A 15,549-nucleotide genomic window follows, 5' to 3' on the forward strand; every position below is an offset into this window, starting at 1 on the left:
CCTCGTTCTAAACGCCCGCCGTGCGGCTCCGTGCCACCTGCCGCTGCGCCCACAGCGCGTAGACCGCGAGGCCGATCAGGTTCCACAACAGGAAATACAACTGGGTCTTCGCCGGCAGGCTCCAGAACAGATACAGGCAGCCAGCGATGCCGGCCGGCCCGATCAGCATCGCCGCAGGCGCCCGGAATTTGCGCTCGGCACCAGGGTCGCGCCGGCGCAGCACCAGCATCGCCGCGCACACCGCGACGAACGCCGCCAGCGTGCCCGCATTGGCCAGCGCCGCAATCTCGTCGAGCGGGAACAGACCGGCAATCACCGCCACCACCGCAGCAGTGAACAGCGTGATCCGCACCGGGCTGCCCCGGCTCGACACTGTCGCCAGCCCCTGCGGCAAGAGGCCATCGCGGGCCATGGTGAAGAAGATCCGGCTCTGACCGTAGAAGAACGCCAGGATCACCGTCGGAAGTGCGATCACCGCGCTCGCACCGAGCAATTTCGCGGCCCAACCCGACCCGATCTCGCGCAGGATCAGCGCCAGCGGTTCGGGGCTGTCGGCGAAGCGGGTGAACGCAAGCGCCCCGATCGCGGCGGCGGCGACCGCCATGTAGATCGCGACGCACACCACCATCGACCCGACGATCCCGATCGACAGATCGCGCCCCGGATTCTTGGCTTCCTCGGCCGCGGTCGCGATCGCGTCGAACCCGTAGAATGCGAAAAAGATGATCGCCGCAGCGGCCATCACTCCGACCTCGCTCCCGCTCGGGCCCGAGCGCGGGAAACCATAAGGCATGAAGGGCTCGAAATTGCTCGCCTGGAAATGCGGCAGTGCGACGAAGATGAACAGCGCCAGCGCCGCTATCTTCACCAGCACCAGCACCGCATTCAGCGTCGCGCTCTCGCGCGTCCCCGCCATCAGCATCGCCGCGACCAGCCCGATGATCACCACCGCCGGGATATTAAGGATGCCCCCGGCATGCGGCCCCGCGGTCCACGTGACCGGTAGCCCCCAGCCGAGGCTGGCGAGAAAGCCGGTGACATAACCCGACCAGCCGACCGCCACTGCGCTCACCACCAGGCTATATTCGAGGATCAGGCTCCACCCGATGATCCAGGCGATGAACTCGCCGAACACGACATAGCTGTAGGTATAGGCCGACCCCGACGCCGGGATCATGGTCGCCACCTCGGCATAAGCCAGCGCGGCGCAGGCGCAGATCAGGCCGGCGATGGCAAAGCTCAGGATCACCGCCGGACCCGCCTTGCCCGCGCCGACCCCGATCAGGGTCAGGATGCCGGTGCCGACGATCGCGCCGACGCCCAGCGCCACCAGATGCGGCCACGACAGGGTGCGCGCCAGCCGGTGATGCTCGGGCATGTCGTCATGCGCGACGACGGTCTTGCGATAGGTCCAGTTGCTCATGGACCGGGAAGGAAGCCGAAGCGTTGCGCCTCGTCAACGAAAAGGATGGCTCAGTGAATTGTCCCGACCGGTTCGTCGCTGGCCAGGGTCACGATCATCCGCTCGATCTGCCGCCAGTGGCAGAAGCGCAGGACATTGCCCTTGTCGCGCGCGCCTTCGGCCCGGACCGCCGCTTCCATGCCCGCGTCGGCGCCGAAATGGTCGATCAGCTGGCAAGCATCGTCGAGAGCGCGGCGCGAAGCGATAAAGGTTACCATGGGCAGCGTCTTTAGCCCAAAGGCCCCAACGGACGGCGACCAAACAGGATTGACGCGGCATTCACCTTGTCGATTTTCCCCGGCCAGCTTGGCGCGGCGGTCGCGCTCGCTTAAAGGCCCGCCCATGCAGCGTGATGGATCCAATGCCCTGTTTGCGGGTGGCTTGCTTCTTTTTGTCGGTTTCATCGTCGGTTCGGCGGTCGGAATTGCCAAGGACGAGCCGAGCCTTGGCGCGATGATCGGCGTCGGCGCGGCGGCGGTGGTCGCGGCCCTGCTCTTCCTGCGGGCGCGAACCCGCTAGGCGACCCGCCGCCCGGTCCAGATCACCCGGCCGATGAGATTGATGTCGGTCAGCGTGAGATCGGGCCAGTCGGCGTAAGCGGGATTGTCCGACTGCACCGTCACCCGGCGCGATACCGGATGCACGGTCAGCCGCTTGACCAGCAGGCTGTCGTCGATCCGCAGCACATAAATGCCATCGCGCACCCGCGACCCGCCGTCGCTTCGATCGACCAGGATGTCGTCGCCCGGAAGCAGGGTGGGCGCCATCGAATCGCCTTCGACCTGAACCAGGTTGAGATCTTCCGACCCCGCGGCGGTCAGCCGGTTGAGCCAGGCCGGATCGAAGCCAATCTGCGCCAGCGGCAGTTCGGTGCCCCCCGCCGTCCCCGGCCCCGCCGACACCGTGAGATCGAGCAAGGGCACCGGGATCAGCCCGGAGGCAATAACCGGCGCGGCGTCGGCGCCGAGGAGATGCTCGGGAACCCCGAAGTGCCGGGCCAGCACCCGTCGCTCCTGTTCGGGCAGGCGACGCGGAGTTCCCCGGCGAATGAATTGCTGGATGTAGGCGCTGTTGCGCCCAATCAGCCGCGACAGGCTCGCATAATCCTGCCCGCGCTCACGGCACAGTTGCTCGAGGGCTTGGCGCGCATCCATAGTTAAATTCCTATCGACCATAGGATTGAGCCTAGACATGTAGGAAGCAAATTGGAACACCGGTGGTCGCCGAGTCGGTCTGTCGGGGGACAGCCAGTGTATTTACTTCGAGACGTTGAACGCTTTTTAAACGCGGGGAATTTCAGTGCAGCACGCTTTGGTCGGGAGGTAATGGGAGATCCCAGATTCGTGTTCGATTTGCGCCGGGGACGGGAGCCGCGCCCACAAACCATTGAAAAGGTAAAAGCCTATCTGGAGAATGGAAAATGATCCGGCCGCGCATGACGGCTTACGCCAATGTCCTCCTGCGCCTACTTTTGCAGCGCGCAGGAGAGGACTGCAACAGGATTTTTCTTAGCGAGTGGAAGACGGTCGAGTGGAATTCGCTGACGCTCGACGGCGAACGGCACACTGCTTCCTTTACCGTAGGCGGGCCCGACCCGTTGCGCTTCGCGGCGCTCTGGCTGGCCGGGCTGTCGGAGGCCGAATTCAACCTTCCGCGCGGGTTCGTCGCCGACATCGAAGTGGTGGGCAAGCCGACCCTTCGCGACGACGGCATGGCGGTGGTCGAAATCGCCGCGCTCACGCTCGACGATTAAGCAAGGCTCCGGCGTAAATCGCCAAGCGCCTGGCGCAGGGCGGCGGCGGCATCGACCTCGAGTTCGAGGACCTTGCCGCCGCGCTCGTCCCCGCCTTGCTCGAGGTGATCATCGATCCGCCGCGCCAGCTCGCCCGGCGTCGGCAGCGGTCGCGGCGCGAACAATTGCACCACCCGGCTGTCCTCGGGCGCTTGCGGAAGCGCATCGATCAGTTCCAGCGGCTCGTCGTCGTCTACCTCAGTAAGCTCGAGCACGTCCGGTTCATCCGCAGCGGCAAATTCAACCGGCGGCAGCTCGAACGCTCGCACCCGGAACCGCCGCGCCTCGGGCCGCACCAGCCGCAGCCCCGCCAGCGCGGCCAAACACAACATCGCCGCCGCCGCCACCGCCTGGCGCGGCATCCCCAGCAGCAGCAGGCAGGCCCCGCCCGCCATGCCGAGCAGCGCGGCCGCCAGCCCGTCGATGCTCCAGCCGATAACTTCGTCCCCGCCCCTGTCCATGCCGACCGGGCTAACGCCAAATGGTTAGGCTTTCCTTAGCCGCGCCGCCTCGAGTAGCGCGTCAGCAAAGGCGGCGCTGTCCTGTGGCCCCACCGCCGTCACCAGCGCCCCGTCGCTGACCACCGGCCCCTCCTCGACCACACCGCCGGCATTCCTGAGATCGGTCCGGATCGAATGCCATCCCGTGACCCGTTTGTCCCGCACCGCATCGGCTTCAATCAGCAACCACGGCCCATGACAGATCGCCCCCACGGCCTTGCCCGCATCCACGAATGCCCGCACCAAAGCCACCGCCGCCGCATTTGTCCGCAGGTGATCGGGATTGATCAACCCGCCCGGCAGCAACAGCGCATCCCACTCCGCCGCCACAGCCGCTTCGATGGTCAAGTCGGGCGTGATCCACTCGCCCGGATCGTCGAGTACAGTCGCCCGGATCGGCTCGAGCGAGGGCGCCGCCACCTTCACGTCGCACCCGACCGCCCGCAAGCGCTCCAGAGGCACGAACAACTCGTCCTGCTCGAACCCGCCGGACGCCATGATCAGGACTTTAGTCTGCATCAGGAACCTTCGTTACGGCTGCGGCGCTTTATCGGCCACGATGGAACAAACGAGCTCAACCCGCCTCCGCCACTGCTGCGATGATCAGCCCGGCATCACCCGCTCGCAAGTGAAGGGCAAATGGGCCTATCACGATCCGGACGGCAAACGCATCACCGACCGGGACGAGATCGACCGGCTGAACGCCATTGCGCTGCCCCCCGCCTACACCGACGCCTGGTTCTGTCCTTATCCCAACGGCCACATCCAGGCTACCGGACGCGACGCCAAGGGCCGCAAGCAATATCGCTATCACGAAGCCTTTCGCGGGCGGCAGGACAAGAAAAAGTATAACGGCACAATCGAATTTGGCGCCGCCCTCCCCAAGCTTCGCCGGAAGGTCGAAAAGGATCTCGGCCTCAAGGCCACTAGCCGCGACGCCGTCCTCGCCGCCGTGGTCCGCCTGCTCGACACCGAGCATATCCGCATCGGCAACGAAACCTATGCCAAGGAAAACAAGAGCTTCGGCGCCACCACCCTGCGCAGCCGCCACGTCAAGAAATCGGGCGCCAAGCTGCTTGTCAAATTCAAGGGCAAGCACGGCATCCCCCGCGAACTCGCGATCACCGACCCGAAGCTCAAGCGCGTGGTGTCCAAGATCACCGAGCTACCCGGTCAGAACCTGTTCCAATATGTCACCGAGGACGGCGAGGCGTGCGCGGTCTCCTCGTCCGACGTCAACGATTACATCCGCGAAGCGACCGGCGGCGATTTCACCGCCAAGAACTTCCGCACCTGGGGCGCAAGCGTGATCGCGTTCGACCAGATGCTCTCGGCGCAGGAAGAGGAAGTCCGCAAGATCAGCCTCAAGACCGTGCTCGAACCGGTCGCCGAAGCGCTCGGCAACACGCCCGCGATCAGCCGCAAATCCTATGTTCACCCCAAGCTGATCGACGCCGCCCGCGAAGATCCCAAGCGTCCGCTAGGCTCCATCGAACGTCCCCGCGCCCGCAAATATCTCGCCAGCGAGGAAGTCGGGCTGATCGACTGGTTGATGAAGGGCAAGCGCGAACGCACCGCCAAGGCGAGCGAGAAGACGGTCGACAAGGCCGTGGCTGCTGCCAACGTCTCGATGAAAAAGGTCGATCAGGTGGCGCAAGCAGCCGCCTGAACTTTTCCCCGGCGTCACGCACCCCGCCGACGGCCCGCCTCGTCCGCCGCGGCTTGACCCCTGCCCCACCCCTCCGCCATCCCGCCCCCGATGAATCTCAAGCTCGCTCAACTCGTCGACTGGCTCACCGTCAATCGCGAAGCCCTCGCGATCGGCCTCGCCATCGCGGTCGGTCTCGTCGGCCTGATGCTGATCGCTCGCTCGGTCGGCCACCGCATCGTCGCCGCCGATCCCGCCTCAACCACCTGGAAAGGGGTCGTCGGCCGCGTCCTTTCCAAGACCGGCGTCCTGTTCATGGCCGCAGCGGCGCTGGAAATCGTCCTCACCTATGCCGAGCCGCCGGGCGGCATCGACCGCCTGTTCCACAATGCCTTCATCATCGCCTTCGCGGTTCAGGCCGCGGTCTGGGCACGCGAACTGATTCTCGGCGTGATCGGCGCCCGCGTCGGCGAGCGGCCCGGCGAGACCACGCTGGGCAATGCGATGGGCGTCATCCGCGTGCTGGTCAGCGTCGCGGTCTTCGCCATCGCCATCATCGTCATTCTCGACAATCTTGGCGTCAACGTGACCGCGCTAGTCGCCGGCCTCGGCATCGGCGGCATCGCCATCGGCCTCGCCGCGCAAGGCATCTTCTCCGACCTGTTCGCGGCGCTTGCCATCCTGTTCGACAAACCGTTCCGCCGCGGCGACACCATTCGCTTCGACACCACCACCGGCAACGTCGAGAAGATCGGCCTCAAGACCACCCGCCTGACCAGCCTGACCGGCGAGCGGGTGATCATGGCCAACACCAAGTTGCTCGAGCGCGAGATCCGTAATCTTGCCGAAGGAGACGGCCGCCAGGAAACGCTCCGCTTCGGCCTCGTCTACCAGACCCCGACCGAAAAGCTCGAGCGCGTGCCCGACATCGCCCGCGAGGTAGTGGAAGCGCAGCAAGGCTGTTCTCTCCACCGCTGCGTGCTGGTCGCCTTGGGCGCCTCCAGCCTCGACCACGAACTGCTGTTCCGCCACACCGGCCTCGACGCCGACGTCCTGTTCGCCAAGCGCGCCGCCATCCTCATCGCCCTCCTCCGCCGTTTCGCCGAGGAAGGCATCGAATTCGCCTATCCCACCCAGACGACCTTCACCGCCGCGCCCGACGGCACGCTGGTAATGCCTTATGCGGCGGCGCCGGCGGGAATGAAGAAGGACGCTTGAAGGGAAGACGTTGGTGCGACGATGGTCACTTGCGACCGCGCACGAACATCGCCTTAACTACGCATAAGTCCTTGCCTGCGGGCGATTATCCACTCGCCACTCCGATCTTGCCTGTAGGTGACTAGGGACACGCCACCGGACAGCGGCCCCATATATTCGCTGACATTTAGCGTCGCAGTGCGGCCATCTGCTGACACGACCGGCACCGACATGCGCAGGACTTCGATCGGCCAAATTTCGCTCCCGGTAAGCGCAGCAATCCGGCTGTGATCATTATCACGCCCCTGTCGGACAGCACCTTCCTCAACGTAGGACAGCGCGCGACGGGGCTTGCCTCAGGCTTCTCCACAGCGGCGCGACCACCCGCTGTCAGCGTGTCGCGCAGAAATGCCTCAACTTCGCCGATAGGCGGCTTGAGGTAGGAGGGCTGGGATACAATGGCGATCGGTCGCGCGGCCTGTTTCTGAAAGTTCGAGGCGTGAGCCGCCGCGACATCGCAGGCGACCTTGATGTTGTCGGACTTCCGAGACGAGCACCCTAGGGTAGCTGAGGCAACCGCCAAGATGATGAATGCGCGACGTAGCACCTCTATTTTCTACATTTGTGAGCATCGTCCGCAATGCCTGCCCTGCACGCCTTGAATTGTCGCCTCGTTGGGTCGTCATTGCGACGAGCGAGGCGGCGCAAGCATATTCTCATGCTCGAGGATGATACGAAGAGCGCCGCTCTCGCGCTTGAGCACCGCTGTATAGGCCAAGGCTGCCGTACGTTCGCCGCTGGTCCAATGGAAGCCGCCGGCTACCAGGCAAGTTTACGGTCCAAGCTACTCGTAGCTGAGATCGGTCCACGCAAACCTGTCCGGTTTCTGCCATTCCGGCCCGGCATAACGCCGTCCGATCGCCTCGAAGCTGTCTCGGGTCTTGGCTTGCAAGCCGAGCGTGTAGGCCCCTCCTGCGCTGTACCGCGCGGCAATGGCTTTTCGATCTCCTTTAAGAAGTTCGTCTGCATAAGAGCGCATGAACGCCGGTCCACTTCGCGAGCAATCGAGCGGAGCACCCGCCATTTGCGCGGCGATGGCCGTCGCCAGATCGGTAAGCCCCATTTCAGATCCCCTTTTCTGCCGATCGAAGGGTATCAATGCTCATCAGATTAGGAATGTCCGCTTTCGACCGCCAAAGGGTGACTGATTCAAGAGCCGCGAATGTCCGCTTTGGGTGGAAAGCGGACGTTGTCAGGTTGCGGCTTAGGGCTTGTTCTCGACATGCTCACGCTGAGAGAGAACCGCCTTGAGGTCGGCATGTGCCGAACGCCAAGCAGCATCATCCTTAAACAAGATGAGGTGCTTGACTGACGCTACCTCATCATCGGACAAGTCACTGGTCGCTCGGCTTTCCTCGCACCAGCGCAGCCGCTTCATACGAGCGAGTAAAGCACCCGTAGGGAGCGCCTCAAGCTCTTGTGACGACATAGGCGCGACTGCCCGAGCCAAACCGTCTCCTCGCTTCATGCGGAGAGATTATGTCGGTTGGCCTAATGTCCGCAATGGGTCGAAAGCAGACATAAGGTAGCATCCTCGCCCTTACCCGATCATCACCGCCTCAGCTTAGCCTTCAGTTCGTCATACATCGTCTCGACGAAGCGGTCGGGTTTGATGAAGCCGTCGGTGGCAACTTTGCCGTCGTAGGGGGCGGTGGGGTTCGAGGCGATGACCTGGGCCCTGGTGCGGCCGGCGCGGATGCCTGCGGCGACCTTGGCGCGGATGTCGACCAGCATGGCGTGATAGGCCTGCAAATCCTCGCGGGTGGCGACGGGGCCGTGGCCGGGGATGACCTTGCCGCCGGGCTTGACGATCCCGAGTCCGGTCTTGGCCGCCGCGATCATGCCGTCGATCGAGCCGCCGCTTTCGCGATCGATGAAGGGATAGGTCGCTTTGAAGAAGAAGGTGTCGCCCATGTGGATGACGTTGGCCCTAGACCAATAGACCAGCGAATCGCCGTCGGTGTGCGCGTTGTCGACGTGGGTGACCTGGATGTCGTCGCCGTTGAGGTGGAAGGTCACCCCTTGTGCGAAAGTGACGACCGGCAAGCCCGCCTTGGGGGTCGCCTTCAGCGTCTGATCCATCTGCTTGGAAAAGGTGTCGACGCTCATCCGGCGGCGGACGTTGTCGTGCGCGACTATCACCGCGCCGGCTCCTCCGAACGCTTCGTTGCCGCCGGTGTGATCGCCGTGCCAGTGGGTGTTGATGACGAAGCGGACCGGATCGGAATCGACCGACTTCACCGCCGCTTCGATCTTGGGGACCAGCGGCGCGAACTGGTCGTCGATGATGACATTGCCGTCCTCGCCGAAGCTGAGGCCGATATTGCCGCCCGCCCCGAACAGCACTGCGACGCCGGGCGCGAGGCGTTCGACCTTGATCTCGACCTTGGAATAATCCTGCTGCGCCGCGGCGGGCGTGGCGAAGGTGGCGGCAAGTAGAATGGCAAAGCGGCGCATCGAGGTCTCCCCTGTTGCGCCCTTTGTAGCCGAGCCTTCGCCGCGGTCCAGCAGTGCTTAGCCCAGCGCGTCCTTGATCCGCGCGAAGAAGCTCTTCGAGTTGGGGCATTCCTCGCCGGTCTCGGTTTCCCGGAACTGGGCAAGGATTTCCTTTTGCTTGGCGGTCAGCCGGGTCGGGGTTTCGACCAGCACGCGGGTGACCATGTCGCCGCGGCCACGACCGTTCAGGACACTCATGCCCCGCCCGCGCATCCGCAGCGTTTCGCCCGACTGGATGCCGGCGGGAATCTTCACCTCGATCTCCTCGCCGTCGATCCCGGGAACCGAGATCGTCCCGCCCAGCGCCGCGGTGGTGAAGCTGACCGGGCAATCCGCCACGAGCGTCGTTCCTTCGCGAGCGTAGATCGGGTGCCGCTTCAAGTGCACGAAAAGGTAGAGGTCGCCGCCCGGCGCCCCGCGCACGCCCGCTTCGCCTTCACCAGCAACGCGTATGCGGGTGCCTTCGTCGACCCCGGCGGGGATCTGGATGCTCAGTGTGCGGCGCTTGAGCGTGCGGCCTTCGCCCTGACATTCGGGGCACGGGTCAGCGATGGTGACACCATGGCCGTGGCAGGTCGGGCAGCTTCGCTCGACCACGAAGAAGCCCTGCTGCGCGCGGACCTTGCCCGCTCCGCCGCAGGTGTTGCAGCGGTCGGGCACGGCCGCGCCGCGCGCACCGTCGCCTTCGCACGGCTCGCACGGGGTCATAGTCTCGATATCGATGGTCGCCGACTTGCCGGCGAAGCTTTCTTCCAGCGTCAGTTCGAGATCGTAGCGGAGGTCGGCGCCGCGCGCGGCATTGTGCCGCCCGCCGCCGCCGCGCGGGTCCATGAACTCGCCGAAGATCGACGAAAAGATGTCGGAAAAGTCGGGGCCGCCACTGCCGAAACCGCCAGCCCCTGCCCCGCCGTTCTGGAAGGCGGCATGGCCAAAGCGGTCGTAGGCGGCACGCTTCTGCGGGTCCTTCAGACAGTCATAGGCTTCGTTCAATTGCTTGAACTTGGCCGTGCGCTCGGGACAGCCGCCGTGGCGGTCGGGATGGCATTCCATCGCCGCCTTGCGGAACGCGGCCTTGATGGCCTTTTCGTCGGCGCCGCGCTGGACGCCGAGCAGTTCATAATAATCGATGTGGACGGTCATGACGCAACCTCAAGCCGTCGTCCCTGCCGAAGCGAACTTGGCAGGGACGACGTAAACATCACGCCTTCTTGTCTTCGTCGACTTCGGAATATTCCGCGTCGACCACTTCCTCATCGGACGCCTGGGCGTTCTCGGCCGTGTCGGCCTGGGTCTGGTTGGCCCCAGCGCCCTGCTGGCTTTCGTAGATCGCCTGGCCAAGCTTCATCGCCGACTGGGTCAGCGCGTTGGTCTTGGTCGTCATGGTGTCGGGATCGCCGCCCTCGATCGCCGTCTTAGTCTCGGCAATCGCGGTTTCGATCTCGGTCTTGACCTCCGGGGTCACCTTGTCGCCATGCTCGGCAAGCTGCTTCTCGGTCGAGTGGACCAGGCTTTCGGCGTTGTTCTTCGCCTCGGCCGCGGCGCGCCGCTTCTTGTCGTCCTCGGCGAACTGCTCGGCCTGCTTGACCATGTTGTCGATGTCGGCGTCCGACAGGCCACCCGAGGCCTGGATGCGGATCTGCTGCTCCTTGCCGGTGCCCTTGTCCTTGGCCGACACGTTGACGATGCCGTTGGCGTCGATGTCGAAGGTGACCTCGATCTGCGGCACGCCGCGCGGCGCCGGGGGGATCCCGACGAGATCGAACTGGCCGAGGATCTTGTTGTCCGCGGCCATTTCGCGCTCACCCTGGAATACCCGGATGGTGACGGCGTTCTGGTTGTCGTCGGCGGTCGAGAAGACCTGGCTCTTCTTGGTCGGGATCGTCGTGTTGCGATCGATCATCCGGGTGAAGACGCCGCCCAGCGTCTCGATGCCGAGGCTGAGCGGAGTGACGTCGAGCAGCAGCACGTCCTTGACGTCGCCCTGGAGGACGCCGGCCTGGATCGCGGCGCCGATGGCTACGACCTCGTCCGGGTTGACGCCGGTGTGCGGCTCCTTGCCGAAGAACTCCTTCACGACTTCACGCACGCGCGGCATGCGGGTCATGCCGCCGACCAGCACGACTTCGTCAATCGCCGACGCGTCGAGACCGGCATCCTTGAGCGCCTTCTTGCAGGGCTCGAGCGTGCGGTTGATGAGGTCGGCGACCAGCTTCTCGAGGTCGGAACGGGTGATCGTTTCCACCAGATGCAACGGGGTGGTCTGGCCACCTTCCATGCGGGCGGTGATGAAGGGCTGGTTGATCTCGGTCGTCTGGGCGGACGACAGCTCGATCTTGGCCTTTTCCGCAGCTTCCTTGAGGCGCTGGAGGGCGAGACGATCCTTGCGGAGGTCGATGCCTTCCTTGGCCTGGAACTTGGCCGCCAGGTGCTCGACGATCTTAGCGTCGAAGTCTTCGCCGCCGAGGAAGGTGTCGCCGTTGGTCGACTTCACTTCAAACACGCCGTCGCCGATCTCGAGCACCGACACGTCGAACGTGCCGCCGCCAAGATCGTACACCGCGATGGTCTTGCCGTCGTTCTTCTCAAGCCCGTAGGCGAGCGCCGCGGCGGTCGGTTCGTTGATGATGCGCAGCACTTCAAGGCCCGCGATCTGGCCGGCGTCCTTGGTCGCCTGGCGCTGCGCGTCATTGAAGTAAGCGGGCACGGTGATCACCGCCTGAGTGACGGTTTCGCCAAGATACGCTTCGGCCGATTCCTTCATCTTCTGCAGGATAAAGGCGCTGATCTGCGACGGGCTGTAATCCTGGCTGCCGGCATTGACCCAGGCATCGCCATTCTGACCCTTGACGATCTTGTAGGGGACCAGTTCGGTGTCCTTCTTGGTCACCGGATCATCGAAGCGGCGGCCGATCAGGCGCTTCACCGCGAAAATCGTGTTGTCAGGATTGGTGACGGCCTGGCGCTTGGCCGGCTGGCCGATGAGGCGCTCGCCATCCTTGGTGAAGGCGACCACCGACGGAGTGGTGCGCGCGCCTTCGGCATTTTCGATGACCTTGGGCTTGCCGCCCTCCATCACCGCAACGCAGCTGTTGGTCGTGCCGAGATCGATCCCGATCACTTTTGCCATATTCTTCTACCCTTTCACTCGCCCCCGGACGCCCTTTCAAAGGCGCGTCCGTGTCATTGTTCTGGCGGCGATATAGGTAGGGCAAAAACAGCGACAAGACGTCGGTGTTGCACGAATGCAATACGGCCGTGCGAACAGTGACGAAGCCCGGGAACCAATCGGGCGCCGGGCTTACACCATCGCCATGCCGGTCGACGGCTGGCGTTAGATCATCGCCATGCCGCCATTGACGTGCAGCGTCTGGCCGGTGACGTAGCCAGCCTCGCGGCTGGCGAGATAGCAGACTGCGGCGGCGACATCCTCGCCGCTGCCCATCGCCCCCGACGGGATCTTCGCCAGGATGGCGGCGCGCTGCGCATCGTTCAGCGCATCGGTCATGGCCGAAGTCATGAAGCCGGGCGCCACGCAATTGACGGTGATGTTGCGGGTGGCGAGTTCCTGCGCGACCGCCTTGCTCATGCCGACGAGACCAGCTTTGGAGGCGACGTAGTTGGCTTGGCCCGGATTGCCGGTCTGGCCGACCACCGAGGTGACACTGACGATCCGGCCGAATCGGGCCTTCATCATCGGCTTGGCGGCGGCGCGCATCAGGCGGAAAGCGGCTTCGAGGTTGATCGCGATGACGCTTTCGAACTCTTCGTCCTTCATTCGCATCAGCAAATTGTCGCGGGTGACGCCCGCATTGTTGACGAGGATGTCGAGCTTGCCGCCGAGTGCTTCGACGGCCTTGGGGACGAGCTGGTCGACGGCGGCGCCGTCCGAAAGATTGCACGGCAGCGCGACATGCTCGCCGCCGAGGCCGGCACGGAAGGCTTCGAGCTTCTCGGCATTGGACCCGCTCACCGCCAGCCGAGCACCCTGCGCGGCTAGCGCCTTGGCGATGGCACTGCCGAGGCCTCCGGAAGCGCCCGTCACGAGCGCGGTCATTCCTTCGAGCGAAAACATCATGCAATCTCCTTGGCCAGCGCCTCGACGTCTTCCATCGTCACCACGCTGGTAATCTTCGCGTCGGGCGCGATGCGCTTGACCATTGCGCCCAGCACCTTGCCGCCGATCTCGACGAATTCTTCGACCCCCGCCGCGCGCATCTCGGCGATGCTTTCGCGCCAGCGGACCATGCCGGTCACCTGCTCGATCAAAAGCTCACGGATGCGGGCGGGGTCGGTGACCGGGGCGGCGATGACGTTGGCGTAGAGCGGGACGGCCGGCGCGTTGATGTCGGTGTCGCCAAGCGCGTCGGCCATGACATCGGCAGCGGGCTGCATCAGCGGGCAATGGAACGGCGCCGACACCGGCAGCAGTACCGCGCGCTTGGCGCCGTGATCCTTGGCGATGGCGATCGCCCGCTCGATCGCGCTGCGGTGGCCGGAGATGACGACCTGGCTCGGATCGTTGTCGTTGGCGACGGTACAGACCTCGCCCTGCGCGGCGGCGTTGGCGATCGCCTGCGCCTTGTCGAGATCGGCACCGAGCAGCGCCGCCATGGCGCCGACGCCGACGGGCACCGCTGCCTGCATCGCCTGCCCGCGTTTCTTCAGCAGCCGGGCAGTGGTGGCGAGATCGAAGCTGCCCGCCGCACATAGTGCGCTATACTCGCCAAGGCTGTGGCCGGCGACGAAGTCCGCCTTGGCCGCCAGATCGATCCCGAGCGTGCGCAGCACCGCGATGCTGTGCGCCATGATTGCCGGCTGCGCATTTTCGGTGAGGGTGAGGTCAGCCTCCGGGCCGTCGCGCATCAGCGTGAAAAGATGCTGGCCGAGCGCGTCGTCAACTTCGGCGAAGGTGTCGCGGGCGGCGGTGCTGGCGGCGGCGAGCTCTGCGCCCATGCCGACTGACTGGCTGCCCTGTCCGGGAAAAAGAAATGCGCGCATGAATGACCCTTCGATTTGCGGGGCGCGGGTTAGTCCGGACGCCGCCGATTGCCAAGCTTGCTTGGCGGTGCGACGGGGCGAAGGATGACCCAGATCGCCGCGCAACTTCCCCCGCCGCCAGCCCCTCCCCCGCCGTCGCGCCGGCTCGGCCCGGTTATGAGCCTGGCGATGGTCGTCGGCACGGTGATCGGGTCGGGCATCTACATCCTGCCCGCGACGGTCGCGCCTTTCGGCGCCAATATCTTGTTCGCCTTCGCCATCGCGATCGTCGGGACCTGTTGCCTCGCCTTGTCGTTGGCCCGGCTGGCGCGGCGGCTGCCCGGCGGTCCCTATGCCTATATCGCCGCGGCCTTCGGAGACCGCGCTGCTTTTGTGACCTTATGGAGCTATGTCGTTTCGCAATGGACGGCGGTGGCGGCGGTGGCGATTGCGGCGATGGGTGCGCTCGGCCATGTGTTTCCCGCCATCGCTTCGGGCTGGCCGCTCGCCTTTGCCGCGTGCGGGGCGATCATCGGCATGGTGCTGGTCAATCTGCGCGGGGCACGCTCGACCGGTGCGGTGCAGGTGACCGCGACGCTGATCAAGATCGTGCCGTTGCTGCTGGTCGCGCTGCTCGTCCTGTTGAGGGTCGTCAGCGGGCCGCCGCTCGAACCCTTCGCACCCGTTCCGCTCAGCCTTGGTGCGACGATCTCGGCCTGCGCCCTGATGCTTTTTGCCTTCACCGGGTTCGAAGCGGCCGCCGTCACCGCCAATGTCACCGAGGATGCCGGCGACGTGGTGCCCGGAGCGACCATTCGCGGCACGGTGCTGGTTGCGCTGCTCTATCTCGTTGCCACCGTGGCGGTCCTTTGGCTCCTGCCGAGCGCGAGCGCGGCAACCTCCCAGGCACCGTTCGCCGATGCCATCGCCCCTGCCTTCGGCGACATAGCGGGCAATTTCGTCGCCATCGTCGCGGCGGTGAGCGCGCTTGGCGCGGGCAATGCGATCATCCTGCTGGCGGTGGAGATTTCGCGCGCCATGGCCAATGCCGGCGACCTGCCGCCCTTTTTCGCACGGACCAACAAAGCGGGCGTGGCGACCGGGTCGCTGCTGGTCGCGGCAAGCATCGCGATTTTGCTGGTGGTGGCGAGCGTAAGCGACAGTTTCGTCGCGGTCTTTACCTTTGTCGCGCTGGTCTCGGCGGTGTCGGCGCTGGTGCTCTATTTCATCTGCGCGGCGGCGGCGCTCAAGCTCCGGCTGGAAAAGCCGGCGATTGCGGTGATCGCCGTTCTCTATGCCATCGCCATGTTCGTCGGCTCAGGCCTGGAGGCGACGCTGTGGGGCGGCGCGCTGGCGCTGGCGGGTTTGCCGATCCGCTGGCTCAGCCGGCGCGCACGCGGCCTGCCGGCCTGATCTC

16 protein-coding genes are annotated in these 15,549 nt (G+C 65.0%); 5 read left to right on the plus strand and 11 right to left on the minus strand.

Annotated elements, in window-relative coordinates; genetic code table 11:
• Positions 1 to 7: 7 nt before the first annotated feature.
• Both V6R86_RS11010 and V6R86_RS11015 read right to left on the minus strand, forming a co-directional pair.
• The gene (locus V6R86_RS11010; RefSeq protein WP_425335957.1) at positions 8 to 1,423 is read right to left on the minus strand and encodes an amino acid permease; all 1,416 of its coding nucleotides are present in this window, start codon (positions 1,421 to 1,423) and stop codon (positions 8 to 10) included.
• 50 nt (positions 1,424 to 1,473) lie between these two features.
• Positions 1,474 to 1,680, minus strand: a complete 207-nt coding sequence (locus V6R86_RS11015) for a hypothetical protein (RefSeq protein WP_338504524.1) — start codon at positions 1,678 to 1,680, stop codon at positions 1,474 to 1,476.
• A gap of 124 nt (positions 1,681 to 1,804) precedes the next feature.
• Between V6R86_RS11015 and V6R86_RS11020 the strand changes: the two genes are divergently transcribed.
• Positions 1,805 to 1,981 (plus strand): hypothetical protein, encoded by a 177-nt coding sequence (locus V6R86_RS11020; protein WP_338504526.1) that lies wholly within the window; start codon positions 1,805 to 1,807, stop codon positions 1,979 to 1,981.
• Here V6R86_RS11020 and V6R86_RS11025 read toward each other — a convergent pair.
• Positions 1,978 to 2,616 carry a S24 family peptidase gene (locus tag V6R86_RS11025; protein ID WP_338504528.1) on the minus strand — a complete coding sequence of 213 codons (639 nt, stop codon included), beginning with the start codon at positions 2,614 to 2,616 and terminating at the stop codon, positions 1,978 to 1,980. The two genes, V6R86_RS11020 and V6R86_RS11025, sit on opposite strands and share 4 nt — an antisense overlap.
• A gap of 266 nt (positions 2,617 to 2,882) precedes the next feature.
• Here V6R86_RS11025 and V6R86_RS11030 point away from each other — a divergent pair, with 266 nt between their 5' ends.
• The gene (locus tag V6R86_RS11030) at positions 2,883 to 3,215 is read left to right on the plus strand and encodes a hypothetical protein (RefSeq protein WP_338504530.1); all 333 of its coding nucleotides are present in this window, start codon (positions 2,883 to 2,885) and stop codon (positions 3,213 to 3,215) included.
• Here V6R86_RS11030 and V6R86_RS11035 read toward each other — a convergent pair.
• Together V6R86_RS11035 and V6R86_RS11040 are read right to left on the minus strand one after the other, a co-directional pair.
• On the minus strand, positions 3,212 to 3,715 hold the full coding sequence (locus tag V6R86_RS11035; protein ID WP_338504532.1) for a hypothetical protein: 504 nt from the start codon (positions 3,713 to 3,715) through the stop codon (positions 3,212 to 3,214). The two genes, V6R86_RS11030 and V6R86_RS11035, sit on opposite strands and share 4 nt — an antisense overlap.
• 24 nt (positions 3,716 to 3,739) lie before the next feature.
• Positions 3,740 to 4,273 carry a type 1 glutamine amidotransferase domain-containing protein gene (locus V6R86_RS11040; RefSeq protein WP_338504534.1) on the minus strand — a complete coding sequence of 178 codons (534 nt, stop codon included), beginning with the start codon at positions 4,271 to 4,273 and terminating at the stop codon, positions 3,740 to 3,742.
• 40 nt (positions 4,274 to 4,313) lie between these two features.
• On the opposite strand from V6R86_RS11040, the gene V6R86_RS11045 reads away from it, so the two are divergent.
• Positions 4,314 to 5,423: a DNA topoisomerase IB gene (locus V6R86_RS11045; protein ID WP_338504535.1), complete on the plus strand. Its 1,110-nt coding sequence runs from the start codon at positions 4,314 to 4,316 to the stop codon at positions 5,421 to 5,423.
• A 90-nt stretch (positions 5,424 to 5,513) separates the two neighbouring features.
• Positions 5,514 to 6,620 carry a mechanosensitive ion channel family protein gene (locus V6R86_RS11050; RefSeq protein WP_338504537.1) on the plus strand — a complete coding sequence of 369 codons (1,107 nt, stop codon included), beginning with the start codon at positions 5,514 to 5,516 and terminating at the stop codon, positions 6,618 to 6,620.
• An 823-nt stretch (positions 6,621 to 7,443) separates the two neighbouring features.
• Here V6R86_RS11050 and V6R86_RS11055 read toward each other — a convergent pair.
• The 6 genes from V6R86_RS11055 to fabD form a co-directional block, all read right to left on the minus strand.
• On the minus strand, positions 7,444 to 7,722 hold the full coding sequence (locus V6R86_RS11055; RefSeq protein WP_338504539.1) for a hypothetical protein: 279 nt from the start codon (positions 7,720 to 7,722) through the stop codon (positions 7,444 to 7,446).
• Between the two features lie 488 nt (positions 7,723 to 8,210).
• A complete protein-coding gene (locus tag V6R86_RS11060; protein ID WP_338504541.1) occupies positions 8,211 to 9,116 on the minus strand; it encodes an MBL fold metallo-hydrolase in 906 nt (301 codons plus the stop codon).
• Positions 9,117 to 9,173: 57 nt separating this feature from the next.
• Entirely contained in the window at positions 9,174 to 10,295 is a 1,122-nt protein-coding gene (dnaJ, locus tag V6R86_RS11065) for a molecular chaperone DnaJ (protein ID WP_338504542.1), read from the minus strand.
• 58 nt (positions 10,296 to 10,353) lie between these two features.
• Entirely contained in the window at positions 10,354 to 12,282 is a 1,929-nt protein-coding gene (gene dnaK, locus V6R86_RS11070; protein WP_338504544.1) for a molecular chaperone DnaK, read from the minus strand.
• Positions 12,283 to 12,486: 204 nt separating this feature from the next.
• A complete protein-coding gene (gene fabG, locus V6R86_RS11075; RefSeq protein ID WP_338505479.1) occupies positions 12,487 to 13,227 on the minus strand; it encodes a 3-oxoacyl-[acyl-carrier-protein] reductase in 741 nt (246 codons plus the stop codon).
• A complete protein-coding gene (gene fabD / locus V6R86_RS11080; protein ID WP_338504545.1) occupies positions 13,227 to 14,153 on the minus strand; it encodes an ACP S-malonyltransferase in 927 nt (308 codons plus the stop codon). The genes fabG and fabD overlap by 1 nt, the downstream gene beginning before the upstream one ends.
• Positions 14,154 to 14,237: 84 nt before the next feature.
• Between fabD and V6R86_RS11085 the strand changes: the two genes are divergently transcribed.
• Complete coding sequence (locus V6R86_RS11085) at positions 14,238 to 15,545, plus strand: APC family permease (RefSeq protein WP_338504547.1); 1,308 nt, start codon at positions 14,238 to 14,240, stop codon at positions 15,543 to 15,545.
• Positions 15,546 to 15,549 lie beyond the last annotated feature (4 nt).

Source organism: Sphingomonas kaistensis, assembly GCF_036884275.1.
In the GTDB taxonomy this organism is placed as follows: Bacteria; Pseudomonadota; Alphaproteobacteria; order Sphingomonadales; family Sphingomonadaceae; genus Sphingomicrobium; species Sphingomicrobium kaistense_A.